21 protein-coding genes and 1 riboswitch are annotated in these 21,355 nt (G+C 71.7%); of the genes, 6 read left to right on the top strand and 15 right to left on the bottom strand.

Features of this window, described 5'->3' with window-relative positions; genetic code table 11:
• Positions 1-167 precede the first annotated feature (167 nt).
• Positions 168-395 (bottom strand): hypothetical protein, encoded by a 228-nt coding sequence (locus tag ACYVK5_RS01290; RefSeq protein WP_460701478.1) that lies wholly within the window; start codon positions 393-395, stop codon positions 168-170.
• A 372-nt stretch (positions 396-767) separates the two neighbouring features.
• Here ACYVK5_RS01290 and ACYVK5_RS01285 point away from each other — a divergent pair, with 372 nt between their 5' ends.
• Positions 768-1,583, top strand: a complete 816-nt coding sequence (locus ACYVK5_RS01285; RefSeq protein WP_460701477.1) for a 2-phosphosulfolactate phosphatase — start codon at positions 768-770, stop codon at positions 1,581-1,583.
• Here the strand turns inward: ACYVK5_RS01285 and ACYVK5_RS01280 are convergent.
• The 7 genes from ACYVK5_RS01280 to ACYVK5_RS01250 form a co-directional block, all read right to left on the bottom strand.
• The gene (locus ACYVK5_RS01280) at positions 1,570-1,992 is read right to left on the bottom strand and encodes a (deoxy)nucleoside triphosphate pyrophosphohydrolase (protein ID WP_460701476.1); all 423 of its coding nucleotides are present in this window, start codon (positions 1,990-1,992) and stop codon (positions 1,570-1,572) included. The two genes, ACYVK5_RS01285 and ACYVK5_RS01280, sit on opposite strands and share 14 nt — an antisense overlap.
• Positions 1,993-2,117: 125 nt before the next feature.
• On the bottom strand, positions 2,118-2,342 hold the full coding sequence (locus ACYVK5_RS01275; protein WP_460701475.1) for a LuxR C-terminal-related transcriptional regulator: 225 nt from the start codon (positions 2,340-2,342) through the stop codon (positions 2,118-2,120).
• A gap of 189 nt (positions 2,343-2,531) precedes the next feature.
• Positions 2,532-2,903 (bottom strand): glycine cleavage system protein GcvH, encoded by a 372-nt coding sequence (gene gcvH, locus ACYVK5_RS01270; protein ID WP_460701474.1) that lies wholly within the window; start codon positions 2,901-2,903, stop codon positions 2,532-2,534.
• 30 nt (positions 2,904-2,933) lie between these two features.
• A complete protein-coding gene (gene gcvT / locus ACYVK5_RS01265; RefSeq protein WP_460701473.1) occupies positions 2,934-4,091 on the bottom strand; it encodes a glycine cleavage system aminomethyltransferase GcvT in 1,158 nt (385 codons plus the stop codon).
• A 1-nt stretch (position 4,092) separates the two neighbouring features.
• Positions 4,093-7,059, bottom strand: coding sequence for an aminomethyl-transferring glycine dehydrogenase subunit GcvPB (gene gcvPB / locus ACYVK5_RS01260; RefSeq protein WP_460701718.1), 2,967 nt, complete (start codon positions 7,057-7,059; stop codon positions 4,093-4,095).
• A 295-nt stretch (positions 7,060-7,354) separates the two neighbouring features.
• Positions 7,355-7,480: riboswitch (glycine riboswitch) on the bottom strand.
• A 102-nt stretch (positions 7,481-7,582) separates the two neighbouring features.
• Positions 7,583-8,977: a lactate/malate family dehydrogenase gene (locus tag ACYVK5_RS01255; RefSeq protein WP_460701472.1), complete on the bottom strand. Its 1,395-nt coding sequence runs from the start codon at positions 8,975-8,977 to the stop codon at positions 7,583-7,585.
• A gap of 40 nt (positions 8,978-9,017) precedes the next feature.
• The gene (locus ACYVK5_RS01250) at positions 9,018-9,923 is read right to left on the bottom strand and encodes a LysR family transcriptional regulator (RefSeq protein ID WP_460701471.1); all 906 of its coding nucleotides are present in this window, start codon (positions 9,921-9,923) and stop codon (positions 9,018-9,020) included.
• Positions 9,924-10,150: 227 nt separating this feature from the next.
• Here ACYVK5_RS01250 and ACYVK5_RS01245 point away from each other — a divergent pair, with 227 nt between their 5' ends.
• Positions 10,151-10,480 carry a CBU_0592 family membrane protein gene (locus tag ACYVK5_RS01245; RefSeq protein WP_460701470.1) on the top strand — a complete coding sequence of 110 codons (330 nt, stop codon included), beginning with the start codon at positions 10,151-10,153 and terminating at the stop codon, positions 10,478-10,480.
• 38 nt (positions 10,481-10,518) lie between these two features.
• Here the strand turns inward: ACYVK5_RS01245 and ACYVK5_RS01240 are convergent, their stop codons facing one another.
• Genes ACYVK5_RS01240 through ACYVK5_RS01225 form a run of 4 tightly spaced genes read right to left on the bottom strand, consistent with a single transcriptional unit; the run spans position 10,519 to position 14,328 of the window.
• Positions 10,519-11,283, bottom strand: coding sequence for an endonuclease/exonuclease/phosphatase family protein (locus ACYVK5_RS01240; RefSeq protein ID WP_460701469.1), 765 nt, complete (start codon positions 11,281-11,283; stop codon positions 10,519-10,521).
• A 1-nt stretch (position 11,284) separates the two neighbouring features.
• Complete coding sequence (locus ACYVK5_RS01235) at positions 11,285-12,454, bottom strand: pyridoxal phosphate-dependent aminotransferase (protein ID WP_460701468.1); 1,170 nt, start codon at positions 12,452-12,454, stop codon at positions 11,285-11,287.
• A 45-nt stretch (positions 12,455-12,499) separates the two neighbouring features.
• Entirely contained in the window at positions 12,500-13,162 is a 663-nt protein-coding gene (locus tag ACYVK5_RS01230) for a response regulator (protein ID WP_460701467.1), read from the bottom strand.
• Positions 13,159-14,328, bottom strand: coding sequence for a sensor histidine kinase (locus ACYVK5_RS01225; RefSeq protein WP_460701466.1), 1,170 nt, complete (start codon positions 14,326-14,328; stop codon positions 13,159-13,161). Before ACYVK5_RS01225 ends, ACYVK5_RS01230 begins: the two co-directional genes overlap by 4 nt.
• Before the next feature lie 218 nt (positions 14,329-14,546).
• Between ACYVK5_RS01225 and ACYVK5_RS01220 the strand changes: the two genes are divergently transcribed.
• The 3 genes from ACYVK5_RS01220 to ACYVK5_RS01210 all read left to right on the top strand — a co-directional run bounded on the left by ACYVK5_RS01220 (position 14,547) and on the right by ACYVK5_RS01210 (position 17,048).
• Positions 14,547-14,900, top strand: coding sequence for a DUF6223 family protein (locus ACYVK5_RS01220; protein WP_460701465.1), 354 nt, complete (start codon positions 14,547-14,549; stop codon positions 14,898-14,900).
• A 186-nt stretch (positions 14,901-15,086) separates the two neighbouring features.
• Entirely contained in the window at positions 15,087-15,365 is a 279-nt protein-coding gene (locus ACYVK5_RS01215) for a hypothetical protein (RefSeq protein ID WP_460701464.1), read from the top strand.
• Between the two features lie 354 nt (positions 15,366-15,719).
• A complete protein-coding gene (locus ACYVK5_RS01210; RefSeq protein ID WP_460701463.1) occupies positions 15,720-17,048 on the top strand; it encodes a serpin family protein in 1,329 nt (442 codons plus the stop codon).
• A 67-nt stretch (positions 17,049-17,115) separates the two neighbouring features.
• Here the strand turns inward: ACYVK5_RS01210 and ACYVK5_RS01205 are convergent, their stop codons facing one another.
• Both ACYVK5_RS01205 and ACYVK5_RS01200 read right to left on the bottom strand, forming a co-directional pair.
• Positions 17,116-18,174 carry an alpha/beta hydrolase gene (locus tag ACYVK5_RS01205; RefSeq protein ID WP_460701462.1) on the bottom strand — a complete coding sequence of 353 codons (1,059 nt, stop codon included), beginning with the start codon at positions 18,172-18,174 and terminating at the stop codon, positions 17,116-17,118.
• A gap of 29 nt (positions 18,175-18,203) precedes the next feature.
• Entirely contained in the window at positions 18,204-19,085 is an 882-nt protein-coding gene (locus ACYVK5_RS01200) for an NAD(P)H-binding protein (protein WP_460701461.1), read from the bottom strand.
• Between the two features lie 555 nt (positions 19,086-19,640).
• Here ACYVK5_RS01200 and ACYVK5_RS01195 point away from each other — a divergent pair.
• The gene (locus ACYVK5_RS01195) at positions 19,641-20,408 is read left to right on the top strand and encodes an alpha/beta hydrolase (RefSeq protein WP_460701460.1); all 768 of its coding nucleotides are present in this window, start codon (positions 19,641-19,643) and stop codon (positions 20,406-20,408) included.
• Positions 20,409-20,464: 56 nt separating this feature from the next.
• Here the strand turns inward: ACYVK5_RS01195 and ACYVK5_RS01190 are convergent, their stop codons facing one another.
• A complete protein-coding gene (locus ACYVK5_RS01190) occupies positions 20,465-21,310 on the bottom strand; it encodes a class I SAM-dependent methyltransferase (RefSeq protein ID WP_460701459.1) in 846 nt (281 codons plus the stop codon).
• Positions 21,311-21,355 lie beyond the last annotated feature (45 nt).

Genomic DNA, 21,355 nt, shown 5'->3' with positions numbered 1-21,355 from the left:
CGTGCCGGCGACGCCAACCTCGTGGCCGTGACGACGGAGGGATCACACCAGAGTATGACGTCGGTGGGATGTCGCCGGAATGTAGCCGTCCTGACGTGGCCCACGTCGTCGCGGACGCGATCCGGCTCACCCGCCTGTGACGGACGGGCGCCCGCGACGGGTACGTGTCAGCGTTCGTGGGCGCCCAGCATCGGGAGGCCGAAGGCCAGGCAGACCAGAAGGATTCCCGCGGTGAAGGTGAGCGCGCTGCCGAGATCCTCGGACGGCGCACCGTGGCTCCCCACGCCGATCAGGGCGAGGCCGCCCAGGAACAGGGCGAAGCACACGATCACACGCACCAGGAGGGCCGCCGTCGGCTCCTGCTTGTCACGGTGGGCAACCTGGAAGTTCGTCATGGACACCAAGCCTAACGGCGTCCGAGGGAGGCCCGAAGCCGTGATCCTGCGCCCGGTCGGCGCGATCAGCATCTGGATGGCTCCGTGGCAGACGGCGCCCCGGTAGTAGCCCTCATGCACGCCTGGCCACCCACGAACTCGAACCAGCAGACCAGACCACGTCATGACCTGGCTGGTGGCAGGGTACGTCGTCCTGTTCACCGCGCTGCTCGCCGCACGACACGCATCCCGGGCACGACGGTGAGACCGGCAGGACGAGTACGGCTCGTCGAGGCCTCGTCACCGCAGGCCTGACCACACCGCGCGGAATCGTGACCGATTTTCCTGGGATGCCGGTACCTGAACCACTCTTGGAGGCTCTACGATGCGTCCGTGAACGCTTCACCACACGACCAGCGCCCGGCCCGGGTCCGCACGGATTGGGGACTGGCCGGCGCCCGCGCGCTGACCGAGTCCGGAGCGCGCCAGTCGCTCGTCGTGGTGATCGACGTCCTCTCCTTCTCGACCTCCGTGACGGTCGCCTGCGAGGCGGGCGCCGGCGTCTACCCGTTCCCCTATCGGGACGTGGCGGGGGCGACGCGACTCGCCCGCACCATGCGGGCCGTGCTCGCCGGACCGCGCGCCGAGGAGGGCGTGAGCCTGTCCCCCGCGTCGCTGCGCGACCTCGACGCCGAGCGTGTCGTGCTCCCCTCGCCGAACGGGTCGATGATCGCCCACACGATCGGCAGCCGTGGTGCGCTCATGATCGTCGGCTGCCTGCGCAACGCCTCCGCCGTCGCGGGACTTGCCGCCGCTCACCTGGATGCCAACCCGGAGCACGACATCGTCCTCGTGCCCGCCGGTGAGTACTGGTCCGACGACGCGATGCGCCCCGCGCTGGAGGACCAGCTCGCCGCCGGTGCGATCGCCGCGCGGCTGACGGAGATGCTGCCCGACGACGTCACCCGCGTCTCGGCCGAGACCGGCGCGGCCATCGCGATGTGGCAGGGCACGTCCGAGCCTGCCGACCTGCTGCTGGGCTCGGTGAGCGGGCGGGAGCTGGTCGACAGCGGGTTCGACGAGGACGTGATGATGGCGTCCGAGACGGATGTGACCGACGTCGTGCCCGTCCTCATGGACGGCGCGTTCGTGCCGCTCGGGCACAGGATCGCGGCCGCCCGGCGGGCGAAGCCGACTACTGCTGCGTGAGGTGGTCGCGCAGCGCGGCCACGATCGGCAGGTCTCCCTCGATCCAGTCGACGTCGTTCAGCTCCGCCGTCGTGAGCCAGCGCAGCTCGTCGTGGTCCTCGAGCGGTTCCGGGCGCCCCGAGGTGATCCGCGCGAGCCACAGGCGCATCCGGTAGCGATCCGTGAGGGGCCAGGCGCCGTCGTCGGGCCCGGGAACCTCACGGCCGAGCTCGGCCGTGACACCCAGTTCCTCCCGCAGCTCGCGGTGCAGCGCCTGGACGGGCGCCTCGCCCTGATCCACCTTGCCGCCGGGGAACTCCCAGCGGCCCGCCAGCGCCACCGGGCGCGTGCGGCGGGCGGCGAGCAGACGTGCGGGACGGTCGAGGTCGTCCACCAGTGCGGCGGCGACCACCAGGATCGGGGCGGCCATGCGGAGCATCCTGGCACGGCTCGCCACGGAGGTCAGCCTCGGCAGACGGTGCCGCCGTGGTGGCGTCCGCCCTGGGTACACGGACGCCACCGCGAAGGGTGGCACCAGGCTGACGGTCTGCCTGGTCAGTCGTCGTTGAGACCGAGGCGCTCGGCGCGCTCCACCGCGGCGGCCCGGTTGGACACGCCGAGCTTGCGGTAGAGGCTCCGCACCTGCGACTTCACGGTGTTGCGTGTGACGAACAGCGTGTCCGCGATCTGCTCGAGGGTCTCGTCCTTGTTCATCAGGCCTTCGAGCACGACGCGCTCACGACGGGTCAGAGCGGGACGGTCGGCCACAACCATGCTCATGCGTTCTCCTCCTGTGCAGCGGCCGCGTCTGGGGCTACGGCCTTGAGGGGTGCTGCTACCGGTAGAGAGCCCGCAGGACGGCTTTTGTGACGCGACTTCGTCGAGGCAGTTTTTTCGTGACCTTCTCGCAACACAACAGGGAAGGCCCGTGCGGGAACCGCACGAGCCTTCCAGTGCACTCTTCTCAGGTCAGATGCCCGCGTGCGTCGCGTACTCCTCGGCGCTGAGGAGTTCGCCGGCACCGCTCACGTCGACCTTGAACAGCCAGCCCGCCTCGAAGGGAGCCGAGCCCACCAGCTCGGGGTCGTCGATCACCGCCTGGTTCACCTCCGTGACGGTCCCGCTCACCGGCGCGTACAGCTCGGAGACGGACTTCGTGGACTCGATCTCGCCGACCACGGTGCCGTGCTCGATCGTGGCGCCGACCTCCGGCAGTTCCACGAAGACGACGTCGCCGAGCGCTTCGGCGGCGTACGGCGTGATACCGACGGTCGCGGGGGACTCGCCGTCCACCCACTCGTGCTCCTTGGTGTACTTCAGCGTGGCGGGATAGTCAGCCATGAGGGCTCCTTGCTCGTGGGTGGCTCGGGATCACTTGGTACGACGGTAGAACGGCAACGGGACGACGACGAACGGTTCGGTCCGCCCGCGCACGTCCACCGCCAGCTCGGTGCCCTCGGCGGACACCTCCGGGGTCACGTAGGCCATCGCGACCGGGTACCCGAGCGTGGGTGACGGCACGCCCGACGTCACGGAGCCGACCTTCACCCCCGCGGTCCCGTCGGCGCCGCGGCGCACGACGTCGTACCCGGCGCGGGCCGGGCGGCGGCCCTCACCGCGCAGGCCGACGAGCACCCGCGCGGGCTGCGCGCCCTTGCGCGACGCGAGTGCGTCCCGCCCCACGAAGGGCAACGGCTCGCCGTCCGCGGTCTCCTTGTCGAGGCGCACGACCCGGCCCATGCCGGCCTCGAAGGGCGTCGTCGTCGTGTCGAGCTCGTGCCCGTACAGGGGCATCCCGGCCTCGAGCCGCAGCGAGTCGCGCGCCGACAGCCCGGCCGGGACCAGCCCGAGCGGCTCGCCGGCGGCGAGCAGCGCACGCCACAGCTCGACGGCACGGTCGGGAGAGACCCAGATCTCGAAGCCGTCCTCGCCGGTGTAGCCGGTGCGGCCGACGACGACGGCCTCGTCCCGGAACCGCATCGGCGCGCAGGCGTAGTACCTGAGGTTCTCGAGCGTGACACCGCCGGACGCCTCGGGGTCTTCCTCGAACCCCTCGGTGGCCCGCAGGATCTCCTCGGCGCGAGGGCCCTGGACCGCGAGCAGCGCGCTGGGGACAGGCGTCACCCCGACGTCGAACCCGGCCGCGCGCCGCCGGAACTCCTCCAGCACGACATCCGTGTTCGCGGCGTTCGCCACCACGAAGTACTCGGACTCGCCCGTGCGGTACACGATCAGGTCGTCCAGCACGCCGCCGTCGTCGTCACAGATCATCGAGTACCGCGCGCGCAGGAGCTTGACCTGGGAGATCGCGCCGACCAGGGCGTGGTCGAGGAAGGCGGCGGCGTCGGGACCGTGCACGCCGATGTCGCCCATGTGGGACAGGTCGAACAGCCCGGCGGCGTCGCGCACCGCGCGGTGCTCCGCCAGATCCGAGGTGTAGCGCAGCGGCATCTGCCACCCGCCGAACTCGGTCAGGTTCGCCCCGAGCGCGACGTGCTCCTCGTAGAGCGGCGTCTTCTTGTCGGTCATGTCAGTTCCCCTCGAAAGCCTCGACCGGCGGGCAGGAGCACACCAGGTTGCGGTCGCCGTGGGCGTCGTCGATGCGACGCACCGGCGGCCAGTACTTGTCGTGGCGCAGGCCCGGCAGCGGGTACGCGGCGGTCTCGCGGGAGTACGGCTTGTCCCACTCGGTCGCGCTGACCGAAGCCGCCGTGTGCGGCGCGCCCCGCAGGGGCGAGTCCTCGACGGCCCAGCGCCCCGCGGCGACGTCGTCGATCTCCGCGCGGATCGCGATCATCGCGTCCACGAATCGGTCCAGCTCCGCCAGGTCCTCCGACTCCGTCGGCTCCACCATGAGCGTGCCTGCCACCGGGAACGCGAGCGTGGGCGCGTGGAAGCCGTAGTCCTGGAGGCGCTTGGCGACGTCGGCGGCCGTCACGCCGGTCCGTGCCGTGAGATCGCGCAGGTCGAGGATGCATTCGTGCGCCACCAGGCCGCTCGGGCCGGTGTAGAGCGTGGGGAAGTGGTCGGCGAGCCGCGACGACACGTAGTTGGCGGTGAGCACCGCCGCCTTGGTCGCCTCGGTCAGGCCGTCCGGGCCCATGAGCGCGAGGTAGGCGTAGGAGATCGGCAGGATGCCGGCCGAACCGTGGTTCGTGCCGCTGATCGGGGTCACCCGCGTCCCGCTGCCGTCCACGACGTCCGACGACGGCGCCACCGGGTTCCCCGGCAGGAACGGGACCAGATGCTCCGCCACCGCCACCGGCCCGACGCCCGGCCCGCCACCACCGTGCGGGATGCAGAACGTCTTGTGCAGGTTCAAGTGCGACACGTCGCCGCCGAACTCACCCGGCCGGGCCAGCCCGACCAGCGCGTTCAGGTTCGCGCCGTCGATGTACACCTGGCCGCCGACGCCGTGCACCAGATCGCATACCTCCCGTACATGCTCCTCGTAGACACCGTGCGTGGACGGGTACGTGATCATGATCGCCGAGACCTGAGAACCGTGCTGCTCCAGCTTCGCGCGCAGGTCGTCGAGCAGGATCTCGCCGTCGTCGGCCGTCTTCACCACCACGACGCGCAGGCCCGCCAGCGCGGCGGACGCCGCGTTCGTGCCGTGCGCGGACGCCGGGATCAGCACGATGTCACGGGCCTGCTGGCCGAGGGAGCGGTGATACTCCTTGATCGCGAGCAGACCCGCGAACTCGCCCTGGGAACCCGCGTTGGGCTGGACCGAGACGGCCGCGTAACCCGTGATGTCGGCGAGCTGGGACTCCAGGGCGGAGATGAGCTCGGCGTATCCCTCGGCCTGGTCGGCCGGGGCGTACGGGTGGATGTTCGCGAACTCGGGCCAGGAGATCGACTCCATCTCGACGGCCGCGTTGAGCTTCATGGTGCAGGAGCCGAGGGGGATCATCGTGCGGTCGAGCGCGAGATCCTTGTCGGAGAGTTTGCGCATGTAGCGCATGAGGCTGGTTTCGGAACGGTGTGTGTGGAAGATCGGGTGCTGGAGGTAGGGGGTTGTTCGGCTGAGTTCGGCCGGGAGCGGGGAGGTCCCCTCCGCGACACACTCACGGGCCCCAGGGGGCCCTCCGTTCGGGGATACGGTCGCGGAGGGGACCTCCTCGCTCCCGGCCTCGGTTGTCGCGTTTCCTCCCAGGGGGGTGGAAGGGCCGTGGGTGGCGGTTGCGGCTGTCGGCGCGGTTTTTCCCAGGGTGGTGAGGAGGCTGTGGGTGACGGACTCGACATCCGCTGAGGTGGTGGTCTCGTCGCAGGAGAGCTGGATGTGGTTGGCGTCCGGGACGTGGATGTTGTAGCCCGCTTCCGCTGCTGCGGAGGCGAGTTCGGCGGCCTTGCCCGGGACCACGGCGCGGATGGTGTCGAAGAAGTGGGTGTGCTCGATCTCGATGCCTGCTGTGCGGAGGGTGTCGGCGATCGTCGACGCGTGGGCGTGGACGCGTTCCGCGATGGCCTTCAGGCCCTCCGGGCCGTGATAGACGGCGTACATGCCGGCCACGATGGCCAGGAGCGCCTGGGCCGTACAGATGTTCGACGTCGCGCGCTCGCGGCGGATGTGCTGCTCGCGGGTGGCCAGGGCGAGGCGGTACCCCGGGGCGCCGTCGGCGTCGACCGAGACACCGACCAAGCGGCCGGGAAGCTGGCGTTCGAGGCCCTTGCGGACCGACATGTAGGCGGCGTGCGGGCCGCCGTAGAAGAGGGGGACGCCGAAGCGCTGCGCGGAGCCGACCGAGATGTCCGCGCCGAGTTCGCCCGGGCTGACCAGGAGGGTCAGGGCCAGGAGGTCCGTGGCGACGGTGACGAATGCGCCCGCGTCCTTAGCCTCCGCGACGACGTCACGCGCGTCGAGGATGCGGCCGCTCGCGCCCACCTGCTGCACGACGACGCCCACGAGGTCGCCGTCGGGCAGCGTGCCCTGGGACCGGTGCGGGTCGAGACCGGCCCGCAGGCCCTGGCTCAGGTCGGTGACCACGACGGGGAGGCCGATAGCCTCCGCGCGGCCGCGGGCGACGGCGAGCGACTGGCCGAAGAGGTCGGCGTCGAGGACGACGTAGCCGCTCTTGGCGCGCGATGCCCGCCACATCAGGGCGACGGCCTCGGCGACGGCGGTGGCCTCGTCGAGCAGGGACGCGTTGGCGATCTCCAGGCCCGTCAGGTCCTCGACGGCCTGCTGGAAGTTGAGGAGCGCCTCGAGACGGCCCTGGCTGATCTCCGGCTGGTAGGGGGTGTACGCCGTGTACCAGGCGGGCGACTCGAGCACGTTACGGCGGATGACGGCGGGAGTGTGGGTGCCGTAGAAGCCCTGGCCGATCATCTGGTGCTTGACCTGGTTCTGGCCGGCGATCTCGCGCAGGTGGGCGAGCACCTCGGCCTCGCCGCGCGCCTCGGGGACGCCGAGCGGGCGCTGCGTGCGGATCGACTTGGGGACGGCTGCCTCGACGAGGGCGTCCACGGTGTCGTAACCGAGCTGGTCGAGCATCGCGGCGGTCTCACGGCCACGCGGACCGAGATGCCGGTCGGCGAAGACGGCCGATACCGGGTGGTGCTGGTTCACGGGCAGGCTCCTGCGGTCCGGAGGGCGTGAGGGACAACGAAAGGGGTCCCTCCCCGCTCTGTCATCGGACACCGGCCCCGGTACGGGGCGGGCATCGACCTGAGAGTTTTGCCGGTCCGCCCTCCCTCGCGGGAACGGGGCGCGCCGGCTTGCACCGTCGGTGGAGGCTTCATGGCCCGGCGGTGACCGGGTCGCGAAGCGGCTCGCTTTCCAGAGTTGCCTCGCCACGACGGTACAGGGGGCCTGAGAGATTCCCGGGGAGGGTTTGCTCCTTCGGCGCCGGGCTCCGACGTCGTCGTCCACAGGGGCGACGACGCCACGACCCGGACTCTCCCGTCGCGGCTGATGGCGGCACGGTCCAGGGACACGAACACGTCGGAACCCCGGGCCGTCGATTCAGTTGTAGGTCAAGCCTACTGGGGGCCGGGAGCGCGATGTGACGCGACGTCTAGTCCGCGCGGTGTGCTACGACTTTCCGTGCCATCGCGAGGCGCTCCAGCGTGCGGACCAGTGAACGCGCCAGGCGTGCCGGTGCGCGGAACGAGATCCCGACCGAGCCGCGGGGGTTCGTCGCCACGGCGTCGACCACGACCCCGCGGTCGGCGAAGACACCGGTCAGAGTGGCGACGACGCCAGGATCCGAGGCGTCGGTGACCTCGACCTCGACGTCGTAGCGCCTGATCGGATCACCGGCTCGTCCGCCCTCCGCCACCTCGGTGGCCGGTACCTCGTGCGGGCTCGCGCCTCGGCGGGAGGCGGTGCGCAGATCCGGGATGTCCAGGGCGTCCAGCATGGCGTCGATGGTCCGGCCCGACTCCGCGAGAGCCCGGATCTCGTCGCCGGGAAGCGGGTCCAGGATCACCCGCGTCCAGCCGTCCGGTCCCAGGATGACCGGGACGCCGAGCACCCGGCCGGGCACGGGTTCGCCGTCGTCCCCGAGGATCTCGTCCGCGAGCGCCACCTGTCCGGCGACGACGATCTGCCGGCCGTCGAGCAGGGTTTCGACGAGGTCGACGGTGGCGGCGGCCGTGCCGGTCGCGGTCTTGGCGCCGCTGGTGTGTGTCATGAAGGAGCGTGCGACGGTGCGGACGTCGGGCGGGAAGCTGTCGACCAGGGTGAACGCCTCGCCCACGTGGTCGGCCGAGGCGGCGTCGAGTTGCCTGCGGGCGCCACCGACCTCCTGGAAGAACGTGTCCAGGGTGCGGCCCTGCCGGAGGCGTGCGACGGCCGTGGCGCGTTCGGACCGGGAGAGTCCGGCGATCCGGACGGTGGACCACAGCGGTACGGCCTGCTCGCCGTGCTGGCCTCCGACGTACCCGTCGACGCGGTGTCGGCGTACGCCGAGGGACATCGCGATCTCGCGTTGGAAGCGCAGCGAGTCGAGCCATGCGCCCATGCCGATCACGCGGTGGCGGCCGAGGCGTTCGGCGAGCACTGCGACGCCGAGTTCTACCGGGTTGGACACGACGACCACGACTTCGCGCCCGGAGCCATGGGTGGCGAGTGCGTCGGCGTACTGTTCGAAGACGGCGCGGTTGTCCTGTGCGAGCGCGCTGCGGTCGGTGTTCGCGCCGACCTGGGCGGGTGCGGTGCGTCCTGCGGCGAGGATGACGACGTCGGCCACGACGTCCTGCGGTGACAGCGCGACGTCGAGCAGCGGGGCACGCTCGTCGAACGCGTCGATCAGGTCGGCGCGCAGGCCGTGCACGGTGGCGGCGCTGGCGCCGTCGGGACGGCCGACGAGCTGGAGGCGCGAGGTGTGGGTGAGCAGGCCGTCGGCGATGAGCTGGGTACAGATCTGCCGGCCGATGTCGCCGGTCGCGCCGACCACGGAAACGTCCATGCCGCCGATGGTAGGAGGTGGCTGCGCCGGTCCGGGACGGTCAGGGGGTCATGCCGCGTGCGGCCTCGACCATCTCGTCGACGACGGCTCGTACGGCGGGGCTCGGTTCGTGACGTCCGACACGATGCCGGACGACGAGCCGGCGGGACCCGAGGCCGGCGAGCCGGACCACGGTGACGCCGTCGGGCACGTCCTCCTCCTTCAGGGCGAGGGCGGGGAGCATCGCGATGCCCTGCCCGGCGGCGACCAGCGCGAGCGCCGTGTCGAAGTCGTAGTAGGAGTGCCGGGTGGTGATCTCCGTGCCGAGTGTGCGGGCGAGCCGGCGCAGCGCGCGGTCGGCCGCGATGTCCGCGAGTGGTCCCACCCAGGGCAGGCCGGGGAGGTCGTCGAGCCGTTCGGGTTCGGCGGTTCCGGGCGGCACGACGATGCACCACGGCTCCTCGAGCAGCGGGATCTCGTGGACGCCGCGGGGTGCGGGGGCGTCCATGTCCACGTCCCGGTCCAGGATGATGGCGTCGAGGTCGCCCGCGCGGAGCTTCCGGACCGACTCGAACGGGTCGTGCTCGTTGACGTCGACCTCGATCCCGGGGAACTTCTCGGCGAGGGGTGCGAGCATCGGGGCGACGACGGCGCGGATCGCCGTCTGGAAGGCGCCGATCTTCACGCGCCCGGTGACTTCCTCGCCCAGGGCGGCGATCGCCTGGCGTGCCTCGATGAGTTCCGACTCGATCCGCTCGCCGGCCTCGGCGAGGACGCGTCCGGCCGGTGTGAGCGTGACGCCGCGCGGGCCGCGATCGAGGACGGAGATGCCCTCCTCGGCCTCCAGCCGGGCGATCTGCTGGGACACCGCCGATGGCGTGACGTGGAGCAGATCGGCCGCGGCGAGGACCCCGCCTGCACGGTGTACCGCCAAGAGGAACGCGAGTCGACGAGGGTCTGCAGCCATGTAGCAATGCTACACCCGGGAGTGCACGAACATTCGATTGTGCTGAAGGCGCTGAAGGGTTCAGAATGGTCCGTGGCACCGGTCCGTGATCATCTCCGATCGCCCGGCGCCGCCAGTTCACACGTGCCCGTCAGGTGGCACACAGAACCACCCCCTAGCGTCAGTCGTCGTTGGGGTTTGACCACCACTTATCGAATCGATTCGGGAGGTGCTTTGTGCTCTCGCTCATGACCACCGTCGTCACGGCCCTCGGGTGGGTCGGTGCTGTTGCTGGACTCGTTGCGTACGCGATGGTGAGCCAGGGCAAATGGCGTCCCGACTCGATCGCCTTCCAGGCGACCAACGTGTCCGCGGCGTCGATCCTCATGGCGGTCGCCGCCCTCAACGGAGTCTGGCCGTCGGCGGCGTCGAACATCGCGGCCATCGCGATCGGCGGGAACGCGCTGTTCATGGTGGCCCGCGCACGCGGCCGCAAGGCCCGTGACGAGGGCTCCGACATCCCCGCCATCGCCCCCACGATGGACGCGCAGTCGGCGGTGCGGTCGACGCTCCGCTGAACCGGGGGGTCGTACCCCGGTTGACCTGGGGTCGCACCTCAGTCGTGCGGCGGGAGCTTGATGTCGACCACCAGGGCTCGATGGTCGGACACGCCCGTGTCCAGCGCACGGGCCGCTCCGTCCGCCCGCAGGGCACCGTCGTCGTCGACCAGGACGTGATCGATCTGGAAGCGGGGCTCGCCGACCGGGAACGTGCGCGTCCCGGCCGGCGGCCGCCATCCGGTCACCTCGGCCGGCGCCCCGTCGCGCAGGTTCAGGTCACCCATCAGAACGAGCGGCCGGGGCGCGGCCCCGAGGGCGTCCCGCAGCCACGGCAGCTGCGCCCACGCGTTGCCCAGGCGGGAACTGAGGTGCGTGGCACACACGGTGATGCCGCCCGACGGCGTCTCCACGTCGGCCGCGACGGCCGCGCGCGGCTCATCGATTCCCAGCTGCGCCGGCCCGACCCACCGGCTCGCCATCGGAAGCCGCCACTTCCGCCACGCCCGCACGGGAAACCGTGAGGCCAGGGCGATCCCGTAGGCGGGGTAGCGCTCCTGCCCCCGCGCTCGCCATCGCAGGCCGGGGACGCTCATCCAGCCCGCCACGGTGGGCACGTAGCGATGGTCGACGGCACCCATCGCCTCCGCGCAGATCCGTGCCTGGTCGGCGAACCCGCTGCGCGGCTGGAACCGGTCCACCTCCTGCAGCGCCAGGATGTCCGGATCCAGGGCGCGCACGGCGTCCGCCAGCCGCCCACGGTCGACGCGGCCGTCGCGTCCGAGCCCGTGCTGGATGTTGAAGGTGGCGAGACGGATCGACACGTCAGAGCGTCTTGTGCCAGGCGGCGATACGGTCCACCGCCGTGGCGACGACGTCGGGCGCCGACGCGAACGACAGCCGCACCCAGTCGCGCCCGCCCACGCCGTCGAAGTCCAGGCCCGGCGTGATCGCCACGTTCGCCTCCGCGAGCAGGCGTTCGCAGTACGTGACCGAGTCCAGGCCGAACCCGGCGATGTTCCCGTAGAAGTAGAACGCGCCGTCGGCCGGGGCCACCGGGTCCCAGCCCAGCTCCGCCTGCCGGTCGAGCAGCAGAGCGCGCGAGTCGGCGTACCGCGCCACGTTCTCCGCGGCGGCCGCGTACCCCTCCTCGGAGAACGCCGCGATCCCCGCCTGCTGCGCGAGCGCGGGCGGCGACAGCGCCACGTTCCCGGCCAGCGCACCCACCGGCGCGACCAGTTCCTCGGGCAGCACGAGCCAGCCGAGGCGCCAGCCCGTCATCGCCCAGTACTTGGAGAACGAGTTCACGACGACGGCGCCCCGGTCCGCGTACCGCGCCGCGGTGGCCTGCGTGACCTCGTCGGAGTACGCGATGCCGTGGTAGATCTCGTCGCTGATCAGCCGGACCTCGTGCGACGCGCACCACTCGGCGACGGCGTCCAGCTCGTCCGGCGTGATCATCGTCCCGGTGGGATTGGCCGGGCTGGCGACCACGAGGCCGTCCAGCCCGCCCTCGTAGTAGGCCTCCATGAGCTGGGAGACCCCCGGCTGGTAGCGGGCCTCAGGTCCGCAGTCGAGCTCGATCACCTCGCACCCGAGCGCGGACAGGATGTTCTTGTAGGCCGGGTAGCCCGGTCGAGCGAGCGCCACCCGGTCCCCGACGTCGAACGCGGCGAGGAACGCGAGCAGGAACCCGCCGCTCGACCCGGTGGTCACGGCGATGTGGCCGGGGTCGACCTCGATGTCGTACCAGCGGCCGTAGTGCCGGGCGATCTCCACGCGGAGGGCCGGGACGCCGAGTGCCTCGGTGTAGCCGATGTCACCGGTGCGGAGCACCTCGGCAGCACGCTCACGGACGACGTCGGACGCGCCGGTGGACGGCTCCCCGGCGCAGAGGTTCAGCACATCCGCACCCGCGGCGCGGCGCGCATTCGCGGCGGCGAGAACCTCCATGACGGCGAACGGGGGCACGGCGGAACGACGGGAGACCTTCATAGGGGCAATGATGCCTGGTCGGCGCCGAGTCAGGCGGATGCGGGTTCAGGATCTCCCGGTAGCCATCAGTCCGGACTCGTACGCCGCGACGACGAGCTGGGCGCGGTCTCGCGCGTGGAGCTTCGTCATCGCGCGGTTGACGTGCGTCTTCGCGGTTGTCGGGCTGATCACGAGACGCTCGGCCACCTGATCGTTGGACAGTCCCTGCGCGACGAGGACGACGACCTCCCGCTCGCGGTTCGTCAGCTGCCGCAACGCGTGCGCGGTGTCGCGCGGCAGCGGCTGGGTGACGTACCTGTCGATCAGCCTGCGGGTGATCCCGGGAGCCAGGAGGGCGTCGCCGCGCGCGGCGACGCGGACCGCGTGGAGCAGATCCTCCGGCTCGATGTCCTTCACCAGGAAACCGGCCGCGCCCGCACGGAGCGCGTCGAGGACGTACTCGTCGAATCCGTAGTTCGTCAGGATGACGACGTGCACGCCGGACAGGTCGGGGTCCGCGGCGATACGGCGGGTGGCGGCGATCCCGTCCGTGCCCGGCATCTGGATGTCGACGAGCGCGACGTCCGGCAGGTGCCGCCTCGCGAGTTCGACGCACTCGTCGCCGTCACCGGCCTCCCCCACGACCTCGATCCCGGCCTCGGTCTCGAGGAGCGCCCGGAAGCCGCTGCGCAGGAGCGGCTGGTCGTCGGCCAGCAGCACCCGGATCACGGGGCGGGCTCCGCGCGAACGGCAGTGTCCATACCGGTCACCGTCGGCGACGGACGGACCGGGAGCTCCGCCCGGACCGTGAATCCTCCCCCGGTACGAGGCTCGGCGCGTACCCGTCCGCCCAGCGCGGCGACCCGCTCCCGCATCCCGAGGAGGCCCACCCCCAGTACCGGAGGTACGCCCGGATCCGCGCGGCCGTCGTCGTCGACCTGGACCACCAGGTTCTCGGGAGACACGTCGACGCGGACACGCACCGTCGTGGCGCCGGCATGCCGGGCGACATTGGTGAGCGCCTCCTGGACCACCCGGTATGCGGTGCGGTCCACAGCAGCGGGGAGGTCACGCCTGTCGCCCTCGAGAACCAGCGCCGCGTCCAGGCCGATCGCTCGGGACTTCTCCACCAGGTCGGGGACATGGTCGATCCCGCGCGGCGGTGCGGTGTCGTCGTCGCGCAGGGCGTGCAGCGTGGCACGGAGCTCCCGGGAGGCCTCGCGCCCGGCGTCCTGGATCGCCAGCAACGCGTCCGGCACCCGTTCGCCCTGACGACGCGCCACATGGACGGCGACATCGGCCTGCACCTTGATGATCGAGATCTGGTGGGTGAGCGAGTCGTGCAGCTCGCGCGCGATATGCAGTCGCTCCTCGTCCGCCCGGCGTCGTGCCACCTCCTCGCGAGTGCGCTCCGCCTCGTCGGCTCGCCGCTCCGCCTGGCGAAGTGCCTCTCCGGCCGCCCCGGCCGCGAACAGCCAGGCGATCTCGAGCGCGCCGCGGGACTGCTCCAGGGCGGAGGTCAGGTCGTGCCCCGCGGCCAGCACCGCGAGCGGGAGCGTCACCAGCATGGCCACGGCCGCGAGCACGGAGACCAGGCGGTGGCCCGCACGCATCGCCGCGTACATGGCGAAGGGGAACGCGACGGCCGGTACATCGAGTCCCAGCGCCTGCTGTCCCAGTGCGCACAGTCCCGTGGTGACCAGGACGAGGACGGGAGCCCTGCGCCCGGCGGCCAGCAGGAGTCCGCTGGACGTCAGCAGTGCGTAGCCGGCCAGGTCCGCCGGACCGGACGGACGCTCCTCCGACAACGCGGTGGCGAGCAGCGCACCAGCGACGCCGAGCGCGACGATCCAGTCCCGGACCCGGGGCGGGAACTGGAATCGCGGTGCGCTCATGCTCTCGCACATTAGCCGCAAGCCGCCGTGGGGGAATCGGCCACGTGCGGTAACCGTCCCGTACCGCATCCGCGGTACATGGCGTCGCGCGACGACCTCGGCACCGGGCACGTAGGCCGTGCGCAGCAGCGGAAAGTGACCGCGGTGGCGGGACGACCAGCGTGCCCGGGAACGACAGGCTTGCCGGTGACACCGCACCCCACCGCGAGGAGAAGATCATGAGCAGCGCAGCGCTGGCAGCACTCACGACGGCGGTCGACACCGCCGCGCCGGTCTACGGCCTGACCGCCGGCCGTGTCGGTCCCACCATCGCCGCCCTGGTCGCGCTGGCCGCGGCCGTCATCGGCGGCGGGGCGGTCGCCCGTCGCCGCGAGGGACGCCGCGGCGCGATCGCAGCCGTCGTGCTCGGCCTCGTCACGATGGTCTCAGGCGCGGTGTTCACGGCGACCGCCGGTGGTGGCCCAGGGACGGGAAACGGGATCGTCGGATCCATCGCTGCGGTCGTGCTCGGGCTGATCGCCTGCCTGCTGGGCGGGGTGGTCATCAGCAGGACCCGCCGCGACGGCGCCTGACATCGCGCCTGCCTCGGCACCGCCTCCTGCCGCCCCTGCCGGGATCGCTCCAGACATGGAACGATCCTCGTGCCGGCGCACCAGTGGACCGCACGACTTTCCTTGACCCGGCAGGCGAGAGGCCGAACACTGTCCGTGAACCATCGTCACCTGTTTTGACCTGGACGTTCACTACAGAGGAGAACTGTGACCGACTACCCCGACGACGGGCCCTACGCCGAGCCGAAGGGCGAGGTCCTGACGGTCACGAACATGATCGCCCTCGCCGGCGCTGTCCTGATCACCGGAGTGCTCCTCGACCGGTTCGCGGAACTGGATCCGGCGTACGCCATCAGCCGGATCGTGAGCATGCCGTTCCTCGTCGCGGCGATCGTGGTCGCCGCGCGGCGACGGGCCTGGCCGGCGCTGATCCTGCCGGCGGTCGCGCTGGCACTCGTCGCGACGACGTTCTTCCTCGGGAACTGAACCCTCGGGCCGCGCGGTCCCGGGCTACGCGGCCTCGGGTCGCGGGCTGCGGGCGGCGCGGTCCCGGGTGGCGCGGCCTCAGGTGGCACGGCCTCGGGCGGCGCGATCCCAGATGGCACGACCTCGGGCAGCGCGGTCCCGGGTGGCACGGTCTCAAGCCGTGCGGCCCGGCCTCCGCGGTCTCGTCCTGCAAGCGTGCGTCCCGACGGGACACAAACCTGGTGAAACACGATGGCCGGTCGCTGGTCGCCACGTGGCGGCCCGGGCACGTGGCGGCCCGGACACGGGCCCCTCATCAGGTTCGGTGCGGCACCGGCCCGACCGCCGGCACGCCCGTCACCCCAGGAGGTTCTGATGTACCGCACCTCACGCAGACCCGCCGCACGCGTCGCCGTCGTCGCACTTCTCCCGCTCTCCCTCACGCTGGCGGCATGTGGCGGCGCCAACCCCGACGCGGGGACCGTGCGCTCCGACGTCGAGCGCAAAACCGTCACGGTCGCCGACGCCTCCGCGGTTCCCGACGTCGTCGCCGCGACGGACGAGCTTGGCCGGGTCATGGTCGGCCCGGCCGCTCCGCCCGCGGGCTCCGACTGCACGAGTCCGGACGGCCCCAACGCCGTCGCCTCCCCCGCGTCGCTCGCCGTCGCCCTGGCCATGCTCACGGAGGGCGCCGACGCCAGCACGCTCGCCGCTCTCGACGAAGCCCTCGGCGCGGGCGGCGACGACCGCACCGACGCGTTCAACGCGCTGTCCCGGGCCGTCGGGGAGTACGACGGCGATCCCGCCGTCGTCCAGGACGACGAGCTTCCGGACCCTCCCGTCCTCCACCTGGCCAACCAGGCGGTCATCGACGACGAGCTCACCCCGCTGGACAGCTACCTCGACGCCCTGGCCGAGGGCTTCGGCGCCGGCGTGCAGCACACAGACCTCGGCGGTGACGAGGGCAAGGCGATCCTCGACGCCTGGACGAACGAGCACACCGGCGGGCTGATCGACGAGAGCGCCATCACGCCCGAACCGAGCCTCCGGCTCGTGCTGCAGAACGCCGTCCTGCTGGCCGCACGATGGCAGCAGCCCTTCACCGAGACGCGCGACGCCGAACCGTTCACCCTCGACGACGGGACCGGGATCCAGGCCGAGGCCGTCTGGGGCACGCTCGGGGTCCCGTACACCTCGCAGGACGGCTGGCAAGCCGCACGCCTGCCGTACACCGAGGGGTTCCACGCGGACGTGCTCCTGCCGCCCGACACGACCGCGGTGTCCGGCGACGGTGCCCCGGCCGCGCCCGACGCCGACACCTGGGCCGCCCTGGATGCCGCCCTCACCTCCGCCGAACCGCGACCGGTCGAACTGACGATGCCCTCGCTCGACGTCGAGACGGGCCCCGTCGACCTGTGCGCCGCCCTCTACGACGCCGGTCTCGGTGAGCTGTACCAGCTGCCCGACCTGTCCGGGATCTCGGACCAGGATCTCGCCCTGACCCAGGCGTTCCAGCAGGTGGTGCTGCAGGTCGACGCGGAGGGCACGGTCGCCGCCGCCGTCACGGAACTCGGCATGGCCGAGACATCGATGCCGCTCGGCCAGGTCGAGATGACCGTCGACCGCCCCTACCTGCTGCGCATCGCCCACACCGACACGTCCTGGCCGCTCTTCCTGGCCGCGATCGGGGACCCGAGGCACTGACGTCGGCGAGGTTGCCAAGGCAGGGCAGGGCGACGCGGAGGGACGACGTGGCACCGGCGGCGTGACGTCACACCGCCGCGCTGCTCCGGCGGGGCGCGATGCGTGCGACGACGCCGCGCCACCACGGGATGCGGGGAAGGATGTCCTCGGCCGCGTCCCGCCGGACCACGTCAGGCGCGACGTAGCCCCTGAACCAGCGCGCCGTCTCGCGCCACACCACGTCGCGCACCGGTGCCGCCGAGAGCGTGACGTCGTGCAACGCGCCGTCCACCCGCACCAATGTGGTCACCGGGCCGAGATTTGGCACCCGGCGCGCCACGCCGACGACGTCGAGCACCGTGTCGGTGCGCTGCGTCTCCTCGGTCCAGCGGGTCGGCATCGAGGACCTCGCCGAGAGCAGCACCAGGACGGGCGCGTCGATCGCCAGCCCGTGCGCCACCTGGTCGTGCCCTTTGAGGATCGCGGCCATCCAGGCTGGTGTCGGTCGTCTCCCCTGGTCAGAGCGCCATTCCGTGTCGTAGGTCCATTCGCCGTCGTACTCGGCGGAGATCGCTCGTGAGTACAGCCCCCGGTCGTAGTAGACGACCGGCCCCCGCGGGTTGATCGCAGCGGCCGCGCGCACACCCGGCTCCAGGACCCGGCGGCCGGCTTCGCGCATCTGCAGTTCGAGCCACGGCGCGTTCAGCACGACGCCGACCGCCCGTCCCGGATGCCGCGACGCCCACAGGCTGAGGATCAGCCCACCGGTGGAGTGCCCCATGAGAAGCAGTTGCCGCGAACCCGGCTCGTCGGCGTCGTGCCCGATCGCCGCGAGCGCCGCCGCGATGTCCTCGTCGTAGGTCCCGAGGTCGGCGACGTAGTTGAGGGTCTGTCCGTCGCGGATGGACCGGCCGTACTTGCGCAGGTCGAGAGCGTGGAAGCGGACGCCGAGGTGTTCCCAGAAGTCCGCGAGGTGGGCCTGGAAGAAGTAGTCGTTCCAGCCGTGCACGTACAGCAGGTCGATGCCGGCGTCCGTCTCGCCGGGGCTGATCCGCCGTGCCAGGGTGGCCACGACGTCGCCCTCCTCGTCGGGCTTGAGGTCGAGGGTGAGCTGCTCGAAACCGTCGAGCACGTCGGGCGTCCACATGCCGCGAATCTAACCTCTGGCGGACGCAACTACCTCGCCGGGTCGCCCCGTCGGAGGATGGCCAGTTCTCCCGGGTAGTCGTCGAGCCAGTGCTCCAGGGTGCGGGCGGGGCGTCCTGCGAGGACGGCGACGGCGTCGTCCACCTCCTCGAAGACGCCGGCGTCGATAGCGGCGCAGCACGAGATCCAGGCGTCCAGGTCGTGTACCCAGGGCACGGGGCTGACGTAGGCGTCGCGGGCCGACATCGGCTCGTAGCGCAGCGGTTGTCCGGTGACCGTGGAGAGTGTCCGGGCCACGTCGGCGCCCGTGAGCGCCTCGGGTCCGGTGATCCGGTAGGTGATGCCGTCGTGGGCGTGGGCGCGTTCGTCGAGGAGGACGGCGGTGGTGGCGTCCGCGACGTCGGCGGGTGAGACGGCCGAGACGCGTCCGTCTCCAGCGGGGGCGCGCAGGGCGTCGCCGTGGACGGCGTGGATGAGGGTTCCGAACTGGACGGACACCCGGAGTGTCGTCCAGGTGGCGCCGGAGGCGCGCACTGCCTGCTCGATGCGCCAGTGCCTCCGGCCGTGGCTGGCGATTCCCTGCGCGTCGGCGCCGATCTGTGACAGGTGCACGATCCGGCGGAAGCGGTGGGCGGCCAGGAGTTCGATCGGGTCGGGGTCGCGGGCGCCGATGCCGGCGATGACCAGGGTGTCGGCCCCGTCCAGTGCGGCGTCCAGCTCGTCGGCGGCGGGTGTGCGGCCGAGGACGGCGACCTGGGCGTCGGGCAGTGCGGCGCCGTCGGGCAGGCGCGGTGCGCGGATCTCGTCCGACACGATGAGCCGCTGTTCCGTGGCCTCCGCGGCAAGGCGGAACGCGAGTTGGACGCCGATCGTTCCGCTGGCGCCCGCGAGGGCTATTGCTCCGCCGACCATACTTCGAGGATAGGCCGGGCTCGCGGGGCCCGGCCCTGCGGATCGGCGCACACTCCACGCAGTCCTTGCGCAAGCATGGAAACTCGCCCGGCGGCGTGGATCTCGTGAGGGGCGCGGACCGCACAGCGGCGTGAATCATGCAGCGGCGTGAATCGTGCGGGGTCGCGGATCGCGCAGCGGCGTGGGTTGCGCGGGCGCGGGAAAGCCCGCGGGTTCGGAGGCCGTGCACCTCCGCACCGCGCTGGACGAGGGCGCGGTACCCGCGGGCCCCGGTGGTCGCGATGATTTCGCCACCAGTCCCGTGCGCCGTGCTAGCCCGGCGCGTCGACTTCATGTCGCGCGACTGCTAGCGCGCGACCACCTCACAGGTCCCGAGTGTCTTCACGATCTCGGATCACCTCCCTTCTTGTGTATGCAGGAACCTACGCTGCACACGGGCCCGCGCCAAAGGTTTTTCCGCGGCGCGAACACGGGAATATCGTCGCGGTGCGCGGGTCGCGCTCGAAGCGGTCGCGGCGAGCGATCAGTTCCGCCCGGCTCCGTCGTCGTACCTGTATGACCTCGCTGCTCACCGTGGCCTCGGCCGTGACCTCGGCGGACGGGACCACGATCGCCGTCGACCGCACCGGACCCGACGACGCGAGTTCCGTACTCGTCGTGGTCGACGGCGTCCTGGCACACCGCCCGCCCTCGACACTCGCCCTCGCGCGCCGGCTGGCGGCGCCCGGCGAGGCCGCGCCCTGTGCACCGATCGCCACGGTCAGGTACGACCGCCGAGGCCGCGGTACCAGCGGTTTCACCCCGCCGTATGCGGTGGCGCGGGAGATCGAGGACCTCGCCGCCGTGCTCGACGTCGCGGGCCCCGCAGCTCTCCTGGGAATGTCCACCGGGGCGTTCCTCGCGCTGCGCGCGGCGGCCGACCTCGAGGAGCGCGTTACCGCCGTCGTCGTCCACAAGCCGGAACACGACGTCGCCGACGGCGGCCCCGACGTCTGGCGCCACGTCGTGGCGGCGGTCGAGTCGTGCGTCGCGGAGGGTGATACGGCTGCCGCCGTCGAGATCTTCCTGGAGGTGGCGGGCATTCCACCGGACTACGCCGCCGGTATGCGACGCTGCCCCTCCTGGACCGATCTCGAGGTCCACGCCCCCACGATCGCCCACGACGGCCGCCTCGTCCTCGAGGCCGCCGCGAGGCAGAACCCGGCCCCGGGCCTCCCACGCCGCGTGAGAGTGGTCGACGACGGCGAACCGGGCGCACTCGTCGACGCGGTCCGCAGGGCCGTCGGAGAGCACGAGGCACTCGGTCGGTCCCTGCATGAGTGATCGGCAGTTCGAAGTGCCGATCACTCATCAACGGACCGACCGCGGGCGGTCACACGTCAGCGGGGCTTGCGCGCCGTGACGAAGAGGCGCGGGGCCTCGTCCACGAGTTCCGCGCCGGCCGCGAACCGCATGTGCAGCCCGCGCAGCCCGGCCTCGTGGGCCGTGATCGCCCCGGGAGCTAGTTGTGCCAGGTCCGGGACCTGCCACGGCACGGTCCTCAGGTACCAGAGCACGGCCGCGAGGCTCCGGAACTTCCGCACGCCCCCGTGGTGCTCGGCTCGCGTGACCTCCATGCCCTCGGCCTTGAGGGCGTCCGTGAGCACGTCGACGGTCATGCCGTCCGGATCCCAGCCCACCGGGACGCCGAGCGCCTCGTTGATGGCGAAGCCGTCGCGCGTGTCGAACTGCTCGGTGACGAACACGCCGCCCGGCTGCAGGAGCCGGGCCACCTCGTGCGCGTTGATCAGGCCGCACCGGCTGATCACCGTGGCGAAGTGGCCGTCGAAGAAGGGCAGTACGAGGTCCTCCGCCCACATCTCCTCGACCTTCTGCACGGTGACGCGCAGCGGCTCGAGCTTGCGGCGGGCGGCCAGGAAGGCAGGTCCGGTGCTGGTCGCCGCCGATCCCTCGGGCAACGGGCCCATCGCGGCGAAGGCGGTGCCGTCGCCCGTGCCGATGTCCAGCACGCCGTGCGACGAACCGGACACCGCCTGGTGCGCCTCGGACTCGTAGTCCCACGGCTGCGCATCGACGGTGATGGCGTCGCCGACGGGCGAGTTCGTGTAGTCGGTCGGCATGGTGGCGGGCGTGACCGGGGGCGCGGGAGCGTTGCGAGCCCAGTCGATGTGATCCTCGAACGGCGCATCCGGCGCCGGAGCTGGGGCGATCGAGACGTCAAGCATGGGGCTGATTGTGGCGCAAAGTCCGTGCGCAGGCATAAACCTCGC

It is taken from the genome of Myceligenerans halotolerans, from assembly GCF_054782975.1.
The sequence above is the reverse complement of the archived record's forward strand: the minus strand, read 5'-3'. Positions and strand labels throughout refer to the sequence as shown.

Coding starts and splice junctions, on each gene's coding strand:
- ACYVK5_RS01290 (WP_460701478.1), bottom strand. CDS start 395: ATGACGAACTTCCAGGTTGCCCACCGTGACAAGCAGGAGCCGACGGCG.
- ACYVK5_RS01280 (WP_460701476.1), bottom strand. CDS start 1,992: ATGGCCGCCCCGATCCTGGTGGTCGCCGCCGCACTGGTGGACGACCTC.
- ACYVK5_RS01275 (WP_460701475.1), bottom strand. CDS start 2,342: ATGAGCATGGTTGTGGCCGACCGTCCCGCTCTGACCCGTCGTGAGCGC.
- gcvH (WP_460701474.1), bottom strand. CDS start 2,903: ATGGCTGACTATCCCGCCACGCTGAAGTACACCAAGGAGCACGAGTGG.
- gcvT (WP_460701473.1), bottom strand. CDS start 4,091: ATGACCGACAAGAAGACGCCGCTCTACGAGGAGCACGTCGCGCTCGGG.
- gcvPB (WP_460701718.1), bottom strand. CDS start 7,059: ATGCTCGACCAGCTCGGTTACGACACCGTGGACGCCCTCGTCGAGGCA.
- ACYVK5_RS01255 (WP_460701472.1), bottom strand. CDS start 8,977: ATGGACGTTTCCGTGGTCGGCGCGACCGGCGACATCGGCCGGCAGATC.
- ACYVK5_RS01250 (WP_460701471.1), bottom strand. CDS start 9,923: ATGGCTGCAGACCCTCGTCGACTCGCGTTCCTCTTGGCGGTACACCGT.
- ACYVK5_RS01245 (WP_460701470.1), top strand. CDS start 10,151: ATGACCACCGTCGTCACGGCCCTCGGGTGGGTCGGTGCTGTTGCTGGA.
- ACYVK5_RS01235 (WP_460701468.1), bottom strand. CDS start 12,454: ATGAAGGTCTCCCGTCGTTCCGCCGTGCCCCCGTTCGCCGTCATGGAG.
- ACYVK5_RS01225 (WP_460701466.1), bottom strand. CDS start 14,328: ATGAGCGCACCGCGATTCCAGTTCCCGCCCCGGGTCCGGGACTGGATC.
- ACYVK5_RS01220 (WP_460701465.1), top strand. CDS start 14,547: ATGAGCAGCGCAGCGCTGGCAGCACTCACGACGGCGGTCGACACCGCC.
- ACYVK5_RS01210 (WP_460701463.1), top strand. CDS start 15,720: ATGTACCGCACCTCACGCAGACCCGCCGCACGCGTCGCCGTCGTCGCA.
- ACYVK5_RS01205 (WP_460701462.1), bottom strand. CDS start 18,174: ATGTGGACGCCCGACGTGCTCGACGGTTTCGAGCAGCTCACCCTCGAC.
- ACYVK5_RS01200 (WP_460701461.1), bottom strand. CDS start 19,085: ATGGTCGGCGGAGCAATAGCCCTCGCGGGCGCCAGCGGAACGATCGGC.
- ACYVK5_RS01195 (WP_460701460.1), top strand. CDS start 19,641: ATGACCTCGCTGCTCACCGTGGCCTCGGCCGTGACCTCGGCGGACGGG.
- ACYVK5_RS01190 (WP_460701459.1), bottom strand. CDS start 21,310: ATGCTTGACGTCTCGATCGCCCCAGCTCCGGCGCCGGATGCGCCGTTC.